Consider the following 22,508-nt stretch of genomic DNA (forward strand, 5'->3'; position numbering starts at 1 on the left):
TCATCAACAGGATTTAGCTTTTGTCAATGAACATACCCGTGATTTGGCTTTAAACTTAAGTGATGATGAAGGTGAGTTTGCGATTGAATGTTTGATTTTTGAAACATCTGAATTTGGTGTTCGGGCTCTATTTAAGCATGGTAGCTTTGAAAATGCAGATCGCTTATTACGCTTTATCGCGCGCCAAACTCAAACAGTACCGGTGTGTATTGAACAAGAAAATGCTGTAGCTTTAAGGTAGTCAGGGTTTATTCTGTTAAAAAACCAGTCTTTTTCACTGGTTTTTTATAGTTAGGAGTTCAAGTCTCGATCATAGCAACAAATGATTGCTTTATCGTTGTGCATCAATCATCCACACCAAATCACCTAGATGTTCTTCAGCATCGTGTTCAATTGAATTTTTATTAAAATAGGAACTAGGCTGGATTACTTCAACTTTTTGAAAACCAGCTTGATAGATAAAATTTTTCACTTGTTCTGGATTGATAAAGTGAAAGGTAAAAGCACTTCGAGACATGATTTTTAATAGCTTGCTGCTATTCCAAATCACTTTAGCCAGTTTGTTTTTTACAGGTTCAGGATAGAGGTCTGTGAGATAATGTAAGCTCTTGAAGTCTTGTCCGTACTGGGAAATCGATTGAATCAATTGTTGTAAAAGTGCTTTGGTAAAGTAGTTAATTAAACCTTCACTGATCACAACGAGCGGTCGTTGGGGATCAAATACGTCAAAGGCTTTTTTAAAATCGTCTGTAAATAAATCTACAGACAATACATCTGGGCTCGCGTTATCAATTTGCTTAAGCGCTGCTTGCTTAGTTTTTGCCATATCGGGCAAATCTAATTCACGATAATCAATCGTGGGATAATGTTGCCTAAACCACCAACCTCTTGGTGATAGTCCTGCGGCTATTTCTAATACTTGTAAGTCAGGAGACTGTTCGATCAGTTTAGCTAAGCGCTCATCTAACATAGTATGACGTTGTTTGAGTGTGGTACGCATACTGCCGCCTACATATTTTTCTCCCCAACTTTCTATTGGATGGGCAATCATCGCTAAAGTTTTACCCTTTGATGTAGCAAATAATGGATGAGAAATTCCCATTTTATACCAAATATAGCCTGTGTAATGGGCTGTAAATGAGATATGGCGGTGCTTTGAAAGTTGTTGGTCTGACATAGTTATCCTTAACTTATATTTTTTCTAATTCGATGATTACGAAAACAATTAAAAAGAAGACTAAAATTTAATTTTACTCAGTTCTTCTTTTTTATCCTTCCCAATGCACTATTTAGAGATATGCATTTTAAGCTTTTTAAACTGTTAAAAAGCTTAAAATTTTCTCTTTCTTTTTATAAAAAGAAAGAGATGTTAATTTTTCTAGATCAACATCATATAGATGTGTTTCTATTCTTTTTAAAGTGAATTTTTAAATTCTTCAATGACTCTTTTGACAGTTTGCCATTCATTTCCAAGCTCAAATTTTTCACCAATGGTGATATCTGGAATTTTGCCACGCATACGTTGTAAACGTGCTTGATTTGGTAATGGTAGATTGTTAATTCCAGCCAATGCAATACATGCTGATTCACGATTATTACACACCAAGCCCATATCGCAACCAGCTTCGAGAGCAGCTCGGATACGTGCGTCTGCTCCGCCTGCGACACAAGCAGCTTGCATACTTAAATCATCTGAGAATAACACACCATCAAATTGAAGTTCTTGACGTAAAATCGTTTCAATCCAATAGGGTGAAAAGCCCGCAGGATTTGGATCTACATTTTCATAAATAACATGTGCAGGCATAAGTGCATCCAGCTGGGTTTGTAGCTGAATAAAACTTTGCATATCATTATTATAAATATCTTGGTATTCACGTGGATCAATTGCTGCAGCAACATGAGAATCTGCTTTAACTGAACCATGTCCAGGGAAGTGTTTGCCTGTAGTTGCCATACCAGCACGTTGCATCCCTTTCATAAATGCACTAGCTAGGGGCACAATATCTTGTACATTTTTTGCAAAGGCGCGATCGCCAATCACATCACTTATATCATTGAGATCTAAAACAGGGGCAAAACTAAAATCAATCCCGACAGCAAGCACTTCAATTGCCATGAGCCAACCACATTGTTCAACCAGTGTTAATGCTTTTTCAGGTTGAGTTAAGTAAAGCTCACCAAAATGCCCCATAGCTGGTAGTAGAGTAAACCCTTGTTTTAAGCGTTGTACTCGCCCCCCTTCTTGATCAACTGCAATAAGAATGTCTGGGCGAATTTGGCGCATATGATCGGTTAATGCGCGAACTTGTGCAGGTGATTCTATATTTCTTGAAAATAAAATCATGCCACCGACTTGCGGAGTTTGTAATAGTTCAATATCTTCTTGAGTAAGTTCTGTGCCTGCAATATCAAGCATCAATGCGCCGATCATAGGAATCCACGGTTGTATTTATTTAAACTGGGAAACAATACCCGATTTCTGCAATGATTTGCTACACTTAGTCAGTACAGATTATGCTAAAACTACACAACATAAACAGATAAAGTCGTTTAAGATATTGAAACTGTTGAGTTCAGATTGAAAAACGATATAGAAATTGGAAAACCCAAGGAAGTATTAAGAATTTATGAAAATTCAAACTCTCGCTTGCGCTATAGCACTTGCAACAGGTGGTTTATTCTTTACCCATACCATCAATCAGGCAATGGCGGAAACCAATGCTACAAACGTGTCTCAATTGATTCATCCTTCACAAGATCAAGCTTTAGTGACACGTCAACTTGCAACTTTGATTGACCGTCAGCATTATTTGAATATGCGTTTAGATGCAACCACATCAAATCGTATTTTAGACATGTATATTGATAGCCTCGATCCAGAGCACACATTATTTTTAGCTTCAGAAATTGAACAATATAAAAAACAGTATGGTGCAACACTTGGCGCAAAACTAAAAGCAGGTGATTTGTCTGGACCATTTGCGATTCATGCGCATTATCGAGCGCGTTTAAAAGAATTTTATGAATTTGAATTGGCTGAACTCAAAAAGACACAGAACTTAAATCAACCGAATGAGTTTATTGATGCCGATCGTGAAAAAGCTGCGTTTTTTGCAAGCAAAGCCGAGTTGCAAAACTATTGGCGTAAAATGCTGGTGTCGCAATTAATCAATCTCACTATTGCTAAGCAAGAAGATCAAGCCAAACAAAAAGCATTAAAAGATGATCCAACATTGGCCAATGGTCAGGATTTAGCCGCATCAGAAGATCTTACACCGGTTCAAACGCTTACCAAGCGGTATACCCGCCAACTAGAGCGTATTGGACGAACCAAGAGTGATGATGTGCTGGAACGTATCCTCAATGCAATGACCTTGACCTACGATCCGCACAGCAATTATTTTCCACCTGTTGATGCCATGGAGTTGAATCGTCAAACCACCTTACAACTTGAAGGTATTGGTGTTTCGATTCGTCCTGAGCGTGGTAATGAAGACTACACCAAGATTGAAACTATTGTAGATGGTGGGCCGGCAAGTAAGACTGGACAGGTTAAATCGGGTGATCGCATTATTGGTGTTGCACAAGATGGCAATAAGATGGTCGATGTGATTGGCTGGCCAAGTTCCGAAATTGTTGGATTGATACGTGGGAAACGTGGAACCAAAGTTTCAGTGAAATTGTTAGCTGCTGGTGCCTCTATGAGCCAAGCGCGAGTTGTCACAATTACTCGTGATGTGATTCAAGAAGAAGATGCTGGTGTCCGTTCACGGACTGTGGAACTTACACGTGATGGTAAAAAGCATAAGTTTGGTGTTTTAGAAATACCATCTTTCTATTTGAACTATCGTGCACGTCGTGCAGGGACTGAATATCGCTCTGTTTCAGAAGATACCAATAAAGCATTGAAGTCACTTGCAGCACAAAATGTTGAAGGCATTATTATTGATTTGCGTAATAATCCAGGTGGTTCTTTAGAAGAAGTTGCCAAAATGATTGGGCAGGTAATTAAAGAGGGCCCAGTGGTTCAAATCCGTGACGGTAACGGGAATGTGAGTGTGTTTGAAGACACCGACGGTGGTGCTCAAACTTATTCAGGACCTTTGGCTGTTTTGGTTAACTTAGCATCAGCTTCTGCCAGTGAGATTTACTCTGCTGCACTCCAAGATTACGATCGTGCAGTTATTTTAGGGAGCACAACAACAGGTAAGGGAACTGCACAAGTTCAATTAGATAGTCTTGCTTATGGTCAAGCGACCTTAACTCAGCGTAAATTTTATCGTGTTACAGGTGGAAGCACACAAAACAAAGGTGTGATACCAGATATCAAATTGGTTGATATTTACGATGAAGAGTTTGGTGAGCGTAAAGCGAAAAATGCCCTGAAATGGGATACGATTCCGACTGCGCCATTTAAACGTGAAGGTTCAATTCAACCTTATGTGGCACAGCTTGGTGAAAAATCAAAAGTTCGTACGGCAGGCGATTCTCAGTTCCAATATTTAGAGACGCGTAAAGCGATTGCTCAAGAAGCTAAAGATCAGAAACGAATCTCTCTAGATATTGATAAACGTAAAGCGGAGTTAATAGCGCTTGAAGCAAGAACATTGGCTGCAGAGAACAAACGCCGTACTGAAACAGGACTAAAACCATATTCAAATTGGGAAAGCTACCAAGCAAGTTTGGATGCTTTGGCTGAGTCGAGAGCAAAAATGAAAGTAAACCAGCGCCCAGCTTTGCCAGAAGAAGAGACTTTTGTGAATGAAGCTGCCAACGTTCTGTTAGATTTGGCACATCTAACAAGTAAATAACTAAAAATTCTATTTAGGTAAAATAAAAAAGCATATCTCGGGTATGCTTTTTTATTTCGATTTAAAAAATAACTTGACGTTCAATAGGATAGTGATATTTTAAGTAAAACGAACGCTCTTTAAAAAAGGTGAACCTTCTCGCAATTTTAGGTTGTATATATAAAGGTTGCTTATAACAAAAATAGGTTCATTACTGGAAGTAAATTTTTATGAGTTATATGAGTTATGATAGTAATCTCGTAATAGGCTCTGCATGTATTGCAGTTATCATCTGTTACGTAGCTATTTCATTAGAACAACTCATATTTACGCAACATTCGCCTCGCCAACAAAAAATTATATTATGCTTGAGTGGCATGGTTTTTGGGTTTGCAATTTGGGCAATGCATTTTATCGGAATGTTGGCTTGTGATCTACCACAAGGTTATTCCTTTGATCTAACATTCACAGTGATTTCATATATTATTGCTGCATTGGCGTCGACTTTTGCGATTTGGCTGACAACTCAAGAAACTTTGCCTATTGTACGGCTGATTTTGGGTGGATTGTTGATGGGGTTGGGAATTTCTGGGATGCACTATATCGGCATGCTGGGTTTAAATATTCCAAATCAACAAGTTGATTATGATGTTATTTTAGTGATGCTCTCAGTCATCATGGCTATAAGTGGTTCAGGATTGTCTTTCTGGCTCGCCTTTAAATATAAGAATTCTTTTAATCATAAGATGCTCTATAAAATTGCTGTATCGATCATGATCGCGCTCAGCATTGTGGGAATGCATTATATTGGTATGGCTGCGGCGACGATCTCATCGGTGCATGAAAAACATTTTGGAAGTCAACTACACGAAGGACAAGGTATTTTATTGTTTACCATTATTTTTGTAGCGAGTTTGATCCTTGTTTCTGCTTTTTGTGTAGCGATTTTAGAACGAAGATTAGAAGAACGTAGTTTACAGTTATTACAAGCCAATAAAGAGCTTGAAGACTTAGCACTTCAAGACAATCTGACTAAACTTCCAAATCGATTATTTCTAGTTGAATACACAGATGCTTTATTTTTAGGTTATAAAGAAATACAGACTAAAATTGCTTTTATTTATATTGACTTAGATCGCTTTAAATCAGTCAATGATGCATTTGGTCATCATATAGGTGACGAACTTCTGGTTAAACTCGCACAGCGTTTATATCCTTTGCTCAAGGACGGACAAAGACTTATTCGTATTGGTGGAGATGAGTTCATTCTGATTCTTGAAGATTCTAATCGTAATGAAGCTGAAGAAATTGCTGAATTATTCTTACAAAAAATACAAGATGGGTTTCAAATTTCAGGTAAAGAAATCAATATTTCTGCCAGCATTGGAATTGTATTTTTTCCAGATCATGGGCAGAACTTACAAGATTTATTGATTAATGCTGATTCAGCCATGATGCAATCGAAAGAGCAGGGTCGTAATACTTTTAGTGTTTATAGCAGTTCTTTAGACCAACAACACCAAAGTCGAAGTCAATCTAAACTCATCAATGATTTATATAAAGCAGTAGAAGAACAACAATTTATTCTATTTTATCAACCTAAATTCACAGCCGACTACCAAATTTGTGGCGTAGAGGCTTTAATCCGTTGGAAGCATCCAACCCTAGGCTTACTTGCACCGAGCATGTTTATTGATGGTGCTGAGCAAACGGGTCTGATTATTCGTATGGGTTATTGGGCTTTAGAAAAAGCATGTAAGCAAATTCAAGAATGGGAAGAGGCTTTGTTGCACAAACATTCAAAAGCTAAACTTCTTCCAAGTTATCTAAATTTAAGTGGCAACTTGGGTGTGAGGTCGGCCTAAATCTGTAAATTTATTTAATACGGCCACACGTGCATGAATCTCATTGACTTGGCTTTGAAAGTTTCTCGCACGGAGTTTATCGCCTAATAATTTGATGCAATGCATCTTGGTTTCTATCAGACTTCTGCGATGATAGCCTGACCAATTTTTCCATATTGTTCTCCCTAAACGTTTAACTGTTCGAAGTAATTCATTTCGCTCTAGCGAGCTGGTCTTTGTATCTTTCCAAGGTTTCGCATTTTTTCTTGGCGGAATCACCGCATGTGCTTGTCGGTCTGCAATTACTTGACGGCATTGCTTGGTGTCATAAGCCCCATCAGTATAGACAGAGTCAATCTGCTCATCTTGTGGAATCTGATCGAGTAAATCACCAAGCACTTGTGAATCACTCACATTATTTGTAGTGAGTTGAATAGCGCGTATTTGAAGGGTTTCAGCATCTATACCAATATGAAGTTTACGCCATTGGCGACGATATTCAGGTTGGTGTTTCTTACGCTTCCATTCACCTTCGCCTAGAAACTTTAAGCCAGTAGAATCGACGAGTAGCTGGAGACCATTACTGCTTTTTTGATAGTTAATTGCAATATCAATATGCTTTTGTCTTCTGCAGATGGTGGAATAGTCTGGTGCTGTCCAATCTAATCTACAAAGATGAATGAGACTTTGCACAAAGCCAGTGACCATGCGTAAAGAAAGACGAAATAAGGATTTGATCATTAAACAGCATTGGATGGCTGTATCTGAATAAGTTTGATTTCGACCATGTTTACCTTTGGGTTGAGCGTACCATTGAGTCTTGGGATCAAACCAAATTGAGAGATTTCCTCGATTTATTAATGCACTGTTATAAGAAGACCAATTGGTTGTACGATAGATTTTAGGTGTGGGCTTATTCATTTGAGAATTATATTGTGGAATAAGCCTTTAGAGATAGGTTTGTGCAACAAAGCCATGGGAAGATAAAAAATATGCTTTTGGTCCGATTGCAGTAAATCTTTCAGCTGTGCAATTTGAACATAAGCATTTGATTGAAACTCTAGAAAAATTGATTCAAAAATACCATGTCAAGAATGGTAATTTAATTATTGAGATTACTGAATCTACAGCGATGCATCATATTGATGACAGTATTCAAACTTTTGAGAAATTAAGAAATTTAGGTATCCGACTGGCAATTGATGATTTTGGAACGGGCCATTCGAGTTTCTTGTATTTAAAAGATTTACCAGTAGATGAATTAAAAATAGATCGAGAATTTATCCGTAATTTGTGTGAAGGTTCAAAAGAACAAATCATTTTAGAAAGTATTATTCATTTGGCGATTCGTTTGGGTTTGGTGGTGACGGCAGAAGGTGTTGAAACTGAACAACAGGCGCAGATTCTTAAACGCTTAGGTTGTCAGCAATTACAAGGTTATTTGTTAGGCATGCCGCTACCGGTAGATCGTTTAGAAACTAATTATAGTATGGTTAAAGCTGTACCTTAAATATAAAAATATTGAATCATGTGACGAATTTAAACTGTCATTAAAACTAAATTTAAGATGATTATAATCTGATTTTACTTGAAATTTAAAATAATATAGTAGTTTTTTTCTCAGCAATATTAGTCGATTTATCGATTTTCTAAGTCCTAAGTCAGCTTTTTATTAAATATAATAAAATTTTTTAAATATTTTTATAGTAGTGTTTATTAGTTTCTTCGCTTTAAAAAGATACTAGTTTTATCTTGTTAGTTTAGGATTTTTTTTAAACCGTACTTACTGTTTTTGCTAATATTGAATAAAAATCAAATAGATGTTGATTTTGAATTAAGTTTTATAAGGAGCCGGATGATAATAGTTAATCTTTTTTTAATAATCTGAAGTAATAAAAATTAATTTATATATTGAGCCTCTTGTAAAAATTTTTTTAGCTATATTAATTTAGAGTTAGAAGTTATTTTTTATCTTTAATATTAATTGGTTTATATGTTTTATTCTGAATGTGAAATATCTTAAGTCTTAAGTAGATGCTTTTTATTTAAATTAAATGACAGCTTTTTAGTATTAATATGTATTATCTTATCATGATAATTCTATTTAGTTTGTTTTTTAGGCATCATTCACAAGCGATTGTTAAAATTATAAATCAACGTGAAATCCTTTCTCATTCTAGCTTTATCTCAAAGGGAGAAGAAACTTTCAATAAAAATATTATTCACTCAATATGATCATTTTTTGATTTATGAAATATATCTGTTTTAAATGTGCATTAAAGCTTCTGGTGTATTAAACACCTTTTAATCAACTAAATTTTATATAAAATAACAAGTTGTGTTGGTGTTAGTTACTTTTTTTTGAAGCATATGTTTTTTTGTTCTTAGTTTAAATTATTCTCTAAAAAATTTCATAAAAGAAGTAAGGTTTTAAAATTCATGGATATAAGCTGGCTATTTTCTTGTTTTTTAATATTTTAAAAGATGAGAAGTTCAATGAGGAATACGTTTTTTCACCAAAATCAGTTTCTATTTATAATTAGCTTAACGAGTAATTTTTTTATAATTTTCTATATTATTTTTATTGCATCGACTGTGAAGGCTGAAATGATATTAGCCAAACCAGAGAAAAATTTAAAGAATAAAATTTCTCAACTTTTTGCTCCTGAAACTGATCAAAGTTATAAATTTGTTGAGTTGCAAAAACTAAGCAATTTGCAAGTAGATCAAAGTCAATTTCAAAAAATTGGAAATGAAGGTTTTTTTCCTACTGTACCTAATATTTTAACACATGATTCTATTAATTTAATTGATGCTATCCATTATTCAATTCAACAGAATCCTGATATTTCACAGGCGATTGCTAATTTAGCAGCAGAAAATGCAGGCGTTGATTTTGCAAAAGCTGGTTATTATCCGCAATTATCAGGAGGAGTCAGTACTGGAGATTTAACAACAGGAGAGCGTGGCCGCCAGTTACTCAGTTTAAATGCAACCCAGATGGTTTATGATTTCGGGAAAATAAAGTCTGGAGTTTCAGTAGCGCAAGCTAAGGTACAACTTGAACAAGCAAATGTCTTAGTCAGTATTGATGATATCGCTTTAGATGCATCCCAAACTATTATTAATATTCAGCGCTATTTACGATTAAATAAAATTGCTGAGCAACAAATAACGGGTATTCAACGAATTAAGGATATCGCAAATTTACGCGCAAATGCTGGAATCAGTAGTCAAGCTGACCCAATTCAAGCTCAATCTTATCTAGAGTCAGCGCAATCAAGTTTAATTGCTCAACAATCTTTGTTACGCCAATATCAGCAACATTTACGCATTCTTCTTGGTGTAGATATTTTTAATAAGGTTTGGCTGATTCCTGACGATCTTGTTATGCAATCTGATTTATATGGTGAACCTCAATTTAATATCATTCCTAAAATGATTGTAGCTCTAGCTAAGGTAGAAGTTGCAAAAGCCCAAAAAGAACAAACCCGATTAACTCGTTATCCAACGCTTGCGGTTAAAGGTTCGCTAAATCAGGCCTTAAATGGTCGTAATCCGAATAATGGTAGAGATGATGGGTTTTATAGTTCCATTATGCTTGAAGCGACCAGTCAGTTTTACCAAGGGGGGGCTAATTCTTCGCAAGTTAAAATGGCGAGTTATGCGGAAGAAGCTGCCAAATCAGAAGTGAACTCAGTATACCGAGATGTTCTAAATCAGATTAGAACGAGTCGTGAACAAATTGAAAACAAACAGCGCCAAATACAAGTTTTAGCAAATAGACAAGAAACAACCGTTCGGACCCGAGAGCTATATCAGGAACAATATAAGCTGGGAACACGTTCATTGGTTGATTTACTTAATGCTGAACAAGCAATCCATAGTGCAAATACAGAGCTCGAGACAGCACGTTATGACATCTATAACAGTATTGTTCAGTATATTGCCGCAACAGGTCGTTCGCGACAAGTTTATGGCTTAAACAATATTTCAATTCAGGGGTTCGAAGTTCAGCCATGACGACAAAAAAAAATTATCAACCCTGGTTACAAGCAATACTCACGGTTGCAAAGTATTATCGGATTGAGCCATCAGAAGAAAGAATTCGCTTACAATTGGAATGGAATCAAAACCAAAAGCTGGATGACATTTTACTATTGATCGCCCGTCAGGTTGGATTAAATCTACGTAAATCTAATTTTTCTGTAGAGCTTTTAAACCCATGGCTTTTACCTGTCATTTTTGAACTAAATGATGGACAAGTTGGGGTCGTTGATAAAGCAGATAAGCGAGGAAATGTTAATATTCAATTTAGTGGTGATCAAGGTTTATCACAAAGTATTCATATAGATTTATTAAAAGATAAAATCAAGTATGTATACACTTTGCGGCCAGAGACTTCAATTCCTGATGCTCGCATTGATGAATATATTAAGCCATATCAAGAAAATTGGTTCTGGTCGATTGCCTTACGCGATTGGAAGCGATATATAGATATAATGTTTGCCTCTTTGATTGCAAACATATTGGCATTGGCAACCATTATATTTTCTATGCAGGTTTATGACCGTGTCGTACCTTCACAATCTATTTCAACATTATGGGTATTAGCTGGTGGGGTATTAATTGCGGCGATCTTTGAATTCGTATTACGTGTATCTCGTGTCTATCTGTCTGATATTATTGGTAAACGAGCTGATTTACGTATTTCAGATCGCGTTTTGGGACATGCACTAAGAATTAAGAATAAAGATCGCTCAAAATCGACGGGTAGTTTTATTTCTCAAATCCGTGAACTGGAAGGTGTTAGAGAACTTATTACTTCAACTACAATTGGTGCAATTGCTGACTTACCCTTCTTTTTTCTTTTTCTGTTCATTTTTGCTTTCATTGGTGGAAACCTATTTTGGGTGATGTTGTTGGTTATCCCGCTTATGATTTTACCCGCAATTTTGGTACAGAAAAAATTGGCGCAGTTAGCACAAGAGGGGATGCGTGAGTCGGCTATTCGAAATGCAATATTAGTAGAGGTGGTTCAGGGTATAGAAGATATCAAGTTATTGCGGGCAGAATCTCGTTTCCAAAATCAATGGAACCATATGAATGAGATTTCCGCTGATATCGGGATGAAACAACGTAAAATTGTCGGCACTTTGATGGCCTGGACGCAAAAACTTCAGGGCTTAACATACGCTATGGTTGTTTTAGTGGGTTGTTTTGCTGTCATTGATGGTGAAATGACAACGGGTGCTTTGGTTGCATGCTCAATTTTGTCATCACGAATGCTCGCTCCAATTGCCCAGATTACAGGAATCTTGGGACGTTTACAGCAGACTAAAATAGCGAAACAAAGTTTAGATGAGCTGATGAAGCGACCTATTGATCAAGCTGAGCGTTCTCATTTAGTTCACAAGCCTGTTTTGAATGGGGACTATGAGTTAAAGAATGTTTTGTTTCAATATGGAGATGAGGATCCTAAACCGAGTCTTATGATTCGTCATTTAAAAATTCGATCAGGTGAAAAAGTCGCCATATTAGGTCGTAATGGCGCAGGTAAGTCTACTTTGTTGCAATTGCTATCAGGTATGCAGGAACCCAATCAAGGTGCAGTTCATCTCGATGGTCTAGATTTATCTTTAATAGATCCATCTGATGTACGACGTGATATGGGCTTACTCAATCAGAATGCATATTTGTTCTACGGCACGATTCGAGAAAATTTGACCCTAGGTGCGCCTTTAGCAACAGACGATGACATATTAAATGCTTTGACTGTTACAGGAGCTCTTGCTTTTATTCAAGAAAAGAAGGAAGGACTTGACCATCTGATTTTGGAAGGAGGTATTGGTTTTTCTGGAGGGCAAAAACAAGCATTTCTTTTGGCTCGGTTACTCATTCGTCAACCAAATATCCTCTTGCTGGATGAACCTACAGCTTCCATTGATGATGTCTCAGAAAAACAACTAATTGATCACTTAAAAGATTGGTTAGCTCATCGAACGCTTATTGTTGCAACTCACCGCCGGGCTGTCTTAGAACTAGTTGATCGCATTGTTGTCGTTAATGATGGAAAAATTGTCATGGATGGGCCAAGAGACGAGATATTAAGTCAATCAACTATTCAACACAATAATGTTAAACAAGGAGATAATTCATGAGCGAGCAACAAGAAAAAGATCGTTCAATGAATGTTTCCTATACTGAACCATCTTTACCCCGTGTGAGCTTAATCATTTGGATTGTAGGTATTGGCTTTCTGATTTTTTGTATTTGGGCTTGGATATTTAAACTTGAGGAAGTATCTACAGGAGTAGGAAAGGTTATCCCTTCTTCTAAAGAGCAGGTAATACAATCTTTGGAAGGGGGAATTCTCACCAAATTAAATGTACAAGAAGGTGATATTGTTGAAAAAGGTGAAATACTGGCACAGTTAGATCCTACTCGTTTTGCATCAAATGTTGGTGAATCCCAATCTTTACTGGTGGCAGCTCAGGCAACAGCAGCTCGTTTACGTGCAGAAGTGAATGGAACACCATTAGTTTTCCCTAAGATTGTTACAACAGATTCAATGTTGGTAAGTGAAGAAACGGCGCTGTATCAGTCTAGACGAGAGGATGTGGAGCAAACCCTGAAAGGGTACAAAGAGGCTTTACAGTTGGTACAGCAAGAGTTAACTATGACTGAGCCATTGGTTGCTAAAGGAGCTGCGAGTGAAGTTGAAGTTTTACGCTTGCGTCGTTCGGCAAATGATTTACAAAATAAAATGAATGATGTTCGAAATCAATATTATGTGAAAGCACGGGAAGAATTAGCTAAAGCCAATATGGATATCCAAACTCAACAACAAGTGGTTGTGGGGAGGACCGATAGTTTGGATCGGGCTATTTTTAGAGCCCCCGTGCGCGGTGTTGTGAAAGAAATTTCGGTGACAACACATGGCGGTGTTATACCGCAAAATGGGAAGTTTATGACGATAGTTCCAATTGATGAAAAGCTTTTGATTGAGGCTCGAATTTTGCCACGTGATATCGCTTTTATTCATCCCGGACAAGAAGCACTAGTAAAAATTACAGCATATGACTATTCAATTTATGGAGGATTGAAAGGTAAAGTGACAGTGATATCTCCTGATACTATTCGAGATGAAGTAAAGCAAGATCAGTTTTACTATAGAGTATATATTCGTACGGATTCTGACAAACTTTATAATAAAGAAAAAAAATCATTTGCAATTACACCAGGTATGGTGGCGACTGTAGATATTCGTACAGGTGAGAAAACAATATTGGATTATTTATTAAAACCATTTAATAAAGTAAAAGAAGCATTGCGCGAAAGATAAATTTTAAAATATAAGTATGAATTTTTAATATAAAAATTCATACTTATTTTAAAATTTTTTTATTATTTTAAAATATGAATTTTATTATTTGGATTTTAAAACATAATAGTCTAATAAATGTATTTTATACATTAAAACAAAATAAACTATTGAAAATTAATAAATATCTCTAATTTAATAATTGAGATTAAAAAATATACTGCATTTTTATTTTTTTTGTGTGATGAAATTCATGTATATAATTTATTTCCGTGTTGAGGTTTGCCTTTATTTTATCTAATTTATTCCATAGTTTGGGCTCTTTTTATTTAAGAGCTTTAAATTGGATTCATTTAAATAAAATCCTTTAAGGGGCAGAAAATATGTCAGAAATACAAGTTGTTTCTAAGGAAAGCCATAAGGTCTTAGAAACCACAACAAAAGATAATGTTTCACTTTCAGAAGCATCCGTAGTTTTAATAAAGGTCAATAAAGATGATGTTTCTGAAATAAAACAAGATGGTAGGAATGCAATTATCACTTTAAAAAATGGTGATAAAATTGTAATAGTTGATTTTTTTAATGGCGGTAATTATTCAACTGATAATAGTTTAGTTTTTGAAGATGGCAACCATAAATTAGTTTGGGTGCAATTTACAGATAGTAATGGCGCATTATTAGAAAATATCACATATAGTTATATAGATGATATAGAACCACTACTTTATCATGATGGTGCAGGCTCGCCATGGGCATGGTTATCAGTACCATTAACTGCTGCAGGAATTTTGTGGTGGGCGAATGATAATGATAGTAATAATGGTAAATCTTCAGTAAAACCTGACACTACTCCACCAACAGCTCCTGTAGTAGATCCAATTAATGGAAAAGATCCTATTACAGGTACAGCTGAGCCAGGCTCAACAGTCACAGTCACTTACCCAGATGGTACCAAAACCACAGTTGTTGCTGGTCCAGATGGAACTTGGACAGTGCCAAATCCTGGTTTAAAAGATGGGGATGAAGTTAAGGTAATCGCGACAGACCCAGCAGGGAATAATTCATTACCAACGGTCGTCGTTGTAGATGCTATTCCACCAACAGCTCCTGTAGTAGATCCAATTAATGGAAAAGATCCTATTACAGGTACAGCTGAGCCAGGCTCAACAGTCACAGTCACTTACCCAGATGGTACCAAAACCACAGTTGTTACGAGTCCAGATGGAACTTGGACAGTGCCAAATCTTGGTTTAAAAGATGGTGATGAAGTTAAGGTAATCGCGACAGACCCAGCAGGGAATAATTCATTACCAACGATCGTCGTTGTAGATGCTATTCCACCAACAGCTCCTGTAGTAGATCCAATTAATGGAAAAGATCCTATTACAGGTACAGCTGAGCCAGGCTCAACAGTCACAGTCACTTACCCAGATGGCAGCAAAACCACAGTTGTTGCTGGTCCAGATGGAACTTGGACAGTGCCAAATCCTGGTTTAAAAGATGGGGATGAAGTTAAGGTAATCGCGACAGACCCAGCAGGGAATAATTCATTACCAACGGTCGTCGTTGTAGATGCTATTCCACCAACAGCTCCTGTAGTAGATCCAATTAATGGAAAAGATCCTATTACAGGTACAGCTGAGCCAGGCTCAACAGTCACAGTCACTTACCCAGATGGTACCAAAACCACAGTTGTTACGAGTCCAGATGGAACTTGGACAGTGCCAAATCCTGGTTTAAAAGATGGTGATGAAGTTAAGGTAATCGCGACAGACCCAGCAGGGAATAATTCATTACCAACGATCGTCGTTGTAGATGCTATTCCACCAACAGCTCCTGTAGTAGATCCAATTAATGGAAAAGATCCTATTACAGGTACAGCTGAGCCAGGCTCAACAGTCACAGTCACTTACCCAGATGGCAGCAAAACCACAGTTGTTACGAGTCCAGATGGAACTTGGACAGTGCCAAATCCTGGTTTAAAAGATGGCGACGAAGTTAAGGCAATCGCGACAGACCCAGCAGGGAATAATTCATTACCAACGGTCGTCGTTGTAGATGCTATTCCACCAACAGCTCCTGTAATAGATCCAATTAATGGAAAAGATCCTATTACAGGTACAGCTGAGCCAGGCTCAACAGTCACAGTCACTTACCCAGATGGCAGCAAAACCACAGTTGTTACGAGTCCAGATGGAACTTGGACAGTGCCAAATCCTGGTTTAAAAGATGGCGACGAAGTTAAGGCAATCGCGACAGACCCAGCAGGAAATAATTCATTACCAACGGTCGTCGTTGTAGATGCTATTCCACCAGCAGCTCCTGTAATAGATCCAATTGATGGAACAGATCCTATTACAGGTACAGCTGAGCCAGGTTCAACAGTCACAGTTACTTACCCAGATGGCACCAAAACCACAGTTGTTGCTGGTCCAGATGGAACTTGGACAGTGCCAAATCCTGGTTTAGATGATGGTGATGAAGTTAAGGCAATCGCGACAGACCCAGCAGGGAATAATTCATTACCAACAGTAGTCATTGTAGATATTGGATCTGACTCTGACAGTGACTCGGATTCTGACAGCGACTCGGACTCTGACAGCGATTCTGACTCTGACAGCGACTCGGACTCAGACAGCGACTCGGATTCTGACAGCGACTCGGACTCTGACAGCGATTCTGACTCTGACAGCGACTCGGACTCTGACAGCGATTCTGACTCTGACAGCGACTCAGACTCTGACAGCGATTCTGATTCTGACAGCGACTCGGACTCTGACAGCGACTCGGATTCTGACAGCGACTCGGATTCTGACAGCGACTCGGACTCTGACAGCGATTCTGACTCTGACAGCGATTCTGACTCTGACAGCGACTCGGACTCTGACAGCGATTCTGATTCTGACAGCGACTCGGATTCTGACAGCGACTCGGATTCTGACAGCGACTCGGATTCTGACAGCGATTCTGACTCTGACAGCGATTCTGACTCTGACAGCGATTCTGACTCTGACAGCGACTCTGACTCTGACAGCGATTCTGACTCTGACAGCGACTCGGATTCTGACAGCGATTCTGACTCTGACAGCGACTCGGATTCTGACAGCGACTCGGATTCTGACAGCGATTCGGATTCTGACAGTGACTCTGACAGCGACTCGGATTCTGACAGCGATTCTGACTCTGACAGCGACTCGGACTCTGACAGCGATTCTGACTCTGACAGTGACTCGGATTCTGACAGTGATTCTGACTCTGACAGCGACTCGGATTCTGACAGCGACTCGGATTCTGACAGTGACTCGGATTCTGACAGTGACTCGGACTCTGACAGCGACTCTGACTCTGACAGCGACTCGGACTCTGACAGCGATTCTGACTCTGACAGCGATTCTGACTCTGACAGCGACTCGGATTCTGACAGCGATTCTGACTCTGACAGCGACTCGGATTCTGACAGCGACTCGGATTCTGACAGCGATTCGGATTCTGACAGTGACTCTGACAGCGACTCGGATTCTGACAGCGATTCTGACTCTGACAGCGACTCGGACTCTGACAGCGATTCTGACTCTGACAGTGACTCGGATTCTGACAGTGATTCTGACTCTGACAGCGACTCGGATTCTGACAGCGACTCGGATTCTGACAGTGACTCGGATTCTGACAGTGACTCGGACTCTGACAGCGACTCTGACTCTGACAGCGACTCGGACTCTGACAGCGATTCTGACTCTGACAGCGATTCTGACTCTGACAGCGACTCGGATTCTGACAGCGATTCTGACTCTGACAGCGACTCGGATTCTGACAGCGACTCGGATTCTGACAGCGATTCGGATTCTGACAGTGACTCTGACAGCGACTCGGATTCTGACAGCGATTCTGACTCTGACAGCGACTCGGACTCTGACAGCGATTCTGACTCTGACAGTGACTCGGATTCTGACAGTGATTCTGACTCTGACAGCGACTCGGATTCTGACAGCGACTCGGATTCTGACAGTGACTCGGATTCTGACAGCGACTCGGATTCTGACAGCGACTCGGACTCTGACAGTGACTCTGACTCTGACAGCGACTCTGACTCTGACAGCGACTCGGATTCTGACAGCGACTCGGACTCTGACAGCGACTCGGATTCTGACAGTGACTCGGATTCTGACAGCGACTCGGATTCTGACAGCGACTCGGACTCTGACAGTGACTCGGATTCTGACAGCGACTCGGATTCTGACAGTGACTCGGACTCTGACAGCGATTCGGATTCTGACAGTGACTCGGACTCTGACAGCGATTCGGATTCTGACAGCGACTCGGATTCTGACAGTGATTCTGACTCTGATAGCGATTCGGACTCTGACAGCGACTCGGACTCTGACAGCGACTCGGATTCTGACAGTGACTCGGATTCTGACAGTGACTCGGATTCTGACAGCGATTCTGACTCTGACAGCGACTCGGATTCTGACAGCGATTCGGACTCTGACAGTGATTCTGACTCTGACAGCGACTCGGACTCTGACAGCGACTCAGACAGTGATTCTGACTCTGACAGCGATTCTGACTCTGACAGTGATTCTGACTCTGACAGCGACTCGGATTCTGACAGCGACTCTGACTCTGACAGCGACTCGGATTCTGACAGTGACTCGGATTCTGACAGCGACTCGGACTCTGACAGTGACTCGGATTCTGACAGCGACTCGGATTCTGACAGTGACTCGGACTCTGACAGCGATTCGGATTCTGACAGTGACTCGGACTCTGACAGCGATTCGGATTCTGACAGCGACTCGGATTCTGACAGTGATTCTGACTCTGATAGCGATTCGGACTCTGACAGCGACTCGGACTCTGACAGCGACTCGGATTCTGACAGTGACTCGGATTCTGACAGTGACTCGGATTCTGACAGCGATTCTGACTCTGACAGCGACTCGGATTCTGACAGCGATTCGGACTCTGACAGTGATTCTGACTCTGACAGCGACTCGGACTCTGACAGCGACTCAGACAGTGATTCTGACTCTGACAGCGATTCTGACTCTGACAGTGATTCTGACTCTGACAGCGACTCGGATTCTGACAGTGACTCGGATTCTGACAGTGACTCTGACTCTGACAGCGATTCTGACTCTGACAGCGACTCTGACAGTGATTCTGACAGCGACTCTGACAGTGATTCTGACTCTGACAGCGACTCGGACTCTGACAGCGACTCGGATTCTGACAGTGATTCTGACTCTGACAGTGACTCGGATTCTGACAGCGACTCGGATTCTGACAGCGACTCGGATTCTGACAGCGACTCGGACTCTGACAGCGACTCGGATTCTGACAGCGACTCGGATTCTGACAGCGACTCTGACTCTGACAGCGACTCTGACTCTGACAGTGATTCTGACTCTGACAGTGACTCGGATTCTGACAGCGACTCGGATTCTGACAGCGACTCGGATTCTGACAGCGACTCGGACTCTGACAGCGACTCGGATTCTGACAGCGACTCGGATTCTGACAGCGACTCTGACTCTGACAGCGACTCGGATTCTGACAGTGACTCGGATTCTGACAGTGACTCGGACTCTGACAGTGATTCTGACTCTGACAGCGATTCTGATGACACGACTGCACCTGATGCGCCAACTGCAGATGTTGTTAATAATGGAACGCAAGTAACAGGTACAGCAGAACCAGGTTCAACAGTGACAGTTAAAGACCAAGGCGGTAACGTATTGGGTACAGCGGTTACCGATGAAAATGGCAACTATACAGTAGATCTAACCACACCATTAACCAATGGTGAAGTGGTCGATGTGACTGCAAAAGATGTTGCTGGCAATGAATCTGAACCTACTCAAGCAACAGCTGATGATACGACTGCGCCAACTGCTCCAACAGCTGATGTTGTTAATGATGGAACGCAAGTAACAGGTACAGCAGAACCAGGTTCAACAGTGACAGTTAAAGACCAAGGCGGCAACGTATTGGGTACAGCGGTTACCGATGAAAATGGCAACTATACAGTAGATCTAACCACACCATTAACCAATGGTGAAGTGGTCGATGTGACTGCAAAAGATGTTGCTGGCAATGAATCTGAACCTACTCAAGCAACAGCTGATGATACGACTGCTCCAACTGCTCCGACAGCAGATGTTGTTAATAATGGAACGCAAGTAACAGGTACAGCAGAACCAGGTTCAACAGTGACAGTTAAAGACCAAGGCGGTAACGTATTGGGTACAGCGGTTACCGATGAAAATGGCAACTATACAGTAGATCTAACCACACCATTAACCAATGGTGAAGTGGTCGATGTGACTGCAAAAGATGTTGCTGGCAATGAATCTGAACCTACTCAAGCAACAGCTGATGATACGACTGCGCCAACTGCTCCAACAGCTGATGTTGTTAATGATGGAACGCAAGTAACAGGTACAGCAGAACCAGGTTCAACAGTGACAGTTAAAGACCAAGGCGGCAACGTATTGGGTACAGCGGTTACCGATGAAAATGGCAACTATACAGTAGATCTAACCACACCATTAACCAATGGTGAAGTGGTCGATGTGACTGCAAAAGATGTTGCTGGCAATGAATCTGAACCTACTCAAGCAACAGCTGATGATACGACTGCGCCAACTGCTCCAACAGCTGATGTTGTTAATGATGGAACGCAAGTAACAGGTACAGCAGAACCAGGTTCAACAGTGACAGTTAAAGACCAAGGCGGCAACGTATTGGGTACAGCGGTTACCGATGAAAATGGTAATTATACTGTCGTGTTTACGGATTCGTTAAATGATGGAGAAGTTGTAGATGTGACTGCAAAAGATGTTGCTGGCAACGAATCTACTCCAACAGAAGTTACAGCACCAAATATTCCAGTTGATGCAGTAGACAATCTCGTAGAAGCAGGGGTTGATTTTGAGTATCCTGTTACAGAAACGACCTTAGACAACGCAATCTCTTATAATTGGCTCATTGGTTTCCTTGGAATAGTCATTGGTACAACGAGTGGTTCAACCCAATTCAGTGTTCAAGAAAATCAGATAGCTGATGTTACATTAGAAATCAAGTCAGGATCATGGGCATCATTCTTCGATAGTGTTGCAGTTAAAGTGTCTAAATTTGAGAATGGTTCATGGGTTGAAATTGGTAACAGTTCATCAGGCGGAATCTTTGACTTTATTGGAGTTTTTGGTCAAGTCGCTAAACTTGAATTACCTGGATTAGCAAGTGGACAATATAAAATAGATATGAGTAGCTTTAATGCTATCACTCTACCTGGTTTTATTGAGACTGATATTATTATCAAGTCTTATGACACTGCTCAGGATCCTATCATAACCAATGTAACTTCAGTTGGTGGTAATGTGATTACTGATACTGATGGTATTCATGGTCAGGATAATGTGCCTGCTGGTGCAATTATATCTGAAGTAGCTGGTCAAGCTATAACAGGTGAAACAACCATTGTTGGTAATTATGGCACACTAGTGATTAAACCAGATGGTAGTTACACGTATACACCAAACAGTGATGTTACAGTAATTGGTAAGACAGAAATGTTTGAATATACTGTGATAGATCCAGTAACGGGTAAATCTGATAATGCTAATTTAACTATTCAAATTGGTACAAATAGTAATGATGAAGCTATCTCAAAATTAGCTATTAATGCTGATGAATATTATGAGACAAGTGCCGGTGATGATATCTCTACAGCGAGTATTGGTGATGAAAACATTACGAGTACTGCTAGCCATGATGTTATTACGACTGGAGCTGGAGCAGATACCGTTATCTATAACTTACTGAACGTTGCAGATGCAACGGGTGGTAATGGTAAGGATGAGTGGACTGACTTCAATCTGGCACAAGGAGATAAAGTGGATGTTAGTGCACTATTAGATGGCGCTAATGCAGACAATATCGCTAATTATGTGTCTGTTACTTCTGATGGCGAGGGTAATACTTTGATTAGTATTGATCGTGATGGCACTGGAAATAACTATAACTCAACTGACCTTATTGTATTGAAAAATACAGATACAACACTGGATGAGTTATTAAATAATAATCAGCTTCTGTTCTAATTGATTGTTATTGATATAAGTATACAAATTGGAGAGAAGGCATAAGTGCCTTCTCTTTTTTGTTTTCTAAAAATGGTTGTCTTGTTTTGAAATGGATTAATCGTTATTTCACACAAAAGCCAATAAGTTTTATCTGTCTTTTAATATTGTATTTTATAGAAGTACTCGATTTACGAATATCATAAAGTTCTATAGATTCTGCAACTATTGGTCTAATAGCTTTAAGATATTTGGCTTTATAAAGTAAATTTTTACTTTTAGTATGCTATTTACCTGTTGGACTAAAGCATGTCTAAATTATTATATGAAAATCCATTATTTTATAGGTTGGATTTGACTTAATCGAAAAAAATAATACGAAAAACTAATCAGTTATCTCAGTGGATTATTATAACTAGGCATACTATCCAAGTTTAATTTAGAAGGTGTCAACTTAATTCTG

General features: G+C 39.4%; 8 protein-coding genes and 3 pseudogenes. 8 read left to right on the forward strand and 3 right to left on the reverse strand.

Annotated features, from left to right (window positions below; genetic code table 11):
- Nucleotides 1–13: 13 nt before the first annotated feature.
- Nucleotides 14–241: pseudogene (locus tag AC4CUY_RS01885) on the forward strand (alpha/beta fold hydrolase); the annotation flags it as partial.
- A 90-nt stretch (nucleotides 242–331) separates the two neighbouring features.
- Here the strand turns inward: AC4CUY_RS01885 and AC4CUY_RS01890 are convergent.
- Together AC4CUY_RS01890 and nagZ are read right to left on the reverse strand one after the other, a co-directional pair.
- Nucleotides 332–1,177, reverse strand: coding sequence for a class I SAM-dependent methyltransferase (locus tag AC4CUY_RS01890; RefSeq protein WP_336954574.1), 846 nt, complete (start codon nucleotides 1,175–1,177; stop codon nucleotides 332–334).
- A gap of 237 nt (nucleotides 1,178–1,414) precedes the next feature.
- Nucleotides 1,415–2,434, reverse strand: coding sequence for a beta-N-acetylhexosaminidase (gene nagZ, locus AC4CUY_RS01895; protein ID WP_490773592.1), 1,020 nt, complete (start codon nucleotides 2,432–2,434; stop codon nucleotides 1,415–1,417).
- 196 nt (nucleotides 2,435–2,630) lie between these two features.
- Between nagZ and AC4CUY_RS01900 the strand changes: the two genes are divergently transcribed.
- Complete coding sequence (locus tag AC4CUY_RS01900) at nucleotides 2,631–4,814, forward strand: carboxy terminal-processing peptidase (RefSeq protein WP_490773593.1); 2,184 nt, start codon at nucleotides 2,631–2,633, stop codon at nucleotides 4,812–4,814.
- A 209-nt stretch (nucleotides 4,815–5,023) separates the two neighbouring features.
- Nucleotides 5,024–6,631 (forward strand): annotated as a pseudogene (locus tag AC4CUY_RS01905) (bifunctional diguanylate cyclase/phosphodiesterase); the annotation flags it as partial.
- Here AC4CUY_RS01905 and AC4CUY_RS01910 read toward each other — a convergent pair.
- On the reverse strand, nucleotides 6,626–7,558 hold the full coding sequence (locus AC4CUY_RS01910; protein WP_004637176.1) for an IS5-like element ISAha1 family transposase: 933 nt from the start codon (nucleotides 7,556–7,558) through the stop codon (nucleotides 6,626–6,628). The pseudogene AC4CUY_RS01905 and the gene AC4CUY_RS01910 sit on opposite strands and share 6 nt — an antisense overlap.
- A gap of 55 nt (nucleotides 7,559–7,613) precedes the next feature.
- Between AC4CUY_RS01910 and AC4CUY_RS01915 the strand changes: the two are divergent.
- The 5 genes and pseudogenes from AC4CUY_RS01915 to AC4CUY_RS01935 form a co-directional block, all read left to right on the forward strand.
- Nucleotides 7,614–8,147, forward strand: a pseudogene (locus tag AC4CUY_RS01915) (EAL domain-containing protein); the annotation flags it as partial.
- Nucleotides 8,148–9,244: 1,097 nt separating this feature from the next.
- A complete protein-coding gene (locus AC4CUY_RS01920) occupies nucleotides 9,245–10,660 on the forward strand; it encodes a TolC family protein (protein ID WP_336954580.1) in 1,416 nt (471 codons plus the stop codon).
- Entirely contained in the window at nucleotides 10,657–12,798 is a 2,142-nt protein-coding gene (locus AC4CUY_RS01925; RefSeq protein WP_490773594.1) for a type I secretion system permease/ATPase, read from the forward strand. Before AC4CUY_RS01920 ends, AC4CUY_RS01925 begins: the two co-directional genes overlap by 4 nt.
- Entirely contained in the window at nucleotides 12,795–13,982 is a 1,188-nt protein-coding gene (locus AC4CUY_RS01930; RefSeq protein ID WP_419328746.1) for an HlyD family type I secretion periplasmic adaptor subunit, read from the forward strand. Before AC4CUY_RS01925 ends, AC4CUY_RS01930 begins: the two co-directional genes overlap by 4 nt.
- Before the next feature lie 362 nt (nucleotides 13,983–14,344).
- Nucleotides 14,345–22,066: an Ig-like domain-containing protein gene (locus AC4CUY_RS01935; protein WP_490773595.1), complete on the forward strand. Its 7,722-nt coding sequence runs from the start codon at nucleotides 14,345–14,347 to the stop codon at nucleotides 22,064–22,066.
- Nucleotides 22,067–22,508: the final 442 nt, after the last annotated feature.

The organism is Acinetobacter sp. 778_lipA (assembly GCF_058242985.1).

Excerpts from the sequence above, each read along its gene's own strand:
- AC4CUY_RS01890 (WP_336954574.1), bottom strand. The coding sequence starts at position 1,177 with ATGTCAGACCAACAACTTTCAAAGCACCGCCATATCTCATTTACAGCC.
- nagZ (WP_490773592.1), bottom strand. The coding sequence starts at position 2,434 with ATGATCGGCGCATTGATGCTTGATATTGCAGGCACAGAACTTACTCAA.
- AC4CUY_RS01900 (WP_490773593.1), top strand. The coding sequence starts at position 2,631 with ATGAAAATTCAAACTCTCGCTTGCGCTATAGCACTTGCAACAGGTGGT.
- AC4CUY_RS01910 (WP_004637176.1), bottom strand. The coding sequence starts at position 7,558 with ATGAATAAGCCCACACCTAAAATCTATCGTACAACCAATTGGTCTTCT.
- AC4CUY_RS01920 (WP_336954580.1), top strand. The coding sequence starts at position 9,245 with ATGATATTAGCCAAACCAGAGAAAAATTTAAAGAATAAAATTTCTCAA.
- AC4CUY_RS01925 (WP_490773594.1), top strand. The coding sequence starts at position 10,657 with ATGACGACAAAAAAAAATTATCAACCCTGGTTACAAGCAATACTCACG.
- AC4CUY_RS01930 (WP_419328746.1), top strand. The coding sequence starts at position 12,795 with ATGAGCGAGCAACAAGAAAAAGATCGTTCAATGAATGTTTCCTATACT.
- AC4CUY_RS01935 (WP_490773595.1), top strand. The coding sequence starts at position 14,345 with ATGTCAGAAATACAAGTTGTTTCTAAGGAAAGCCATAAGGTCTTAGAA.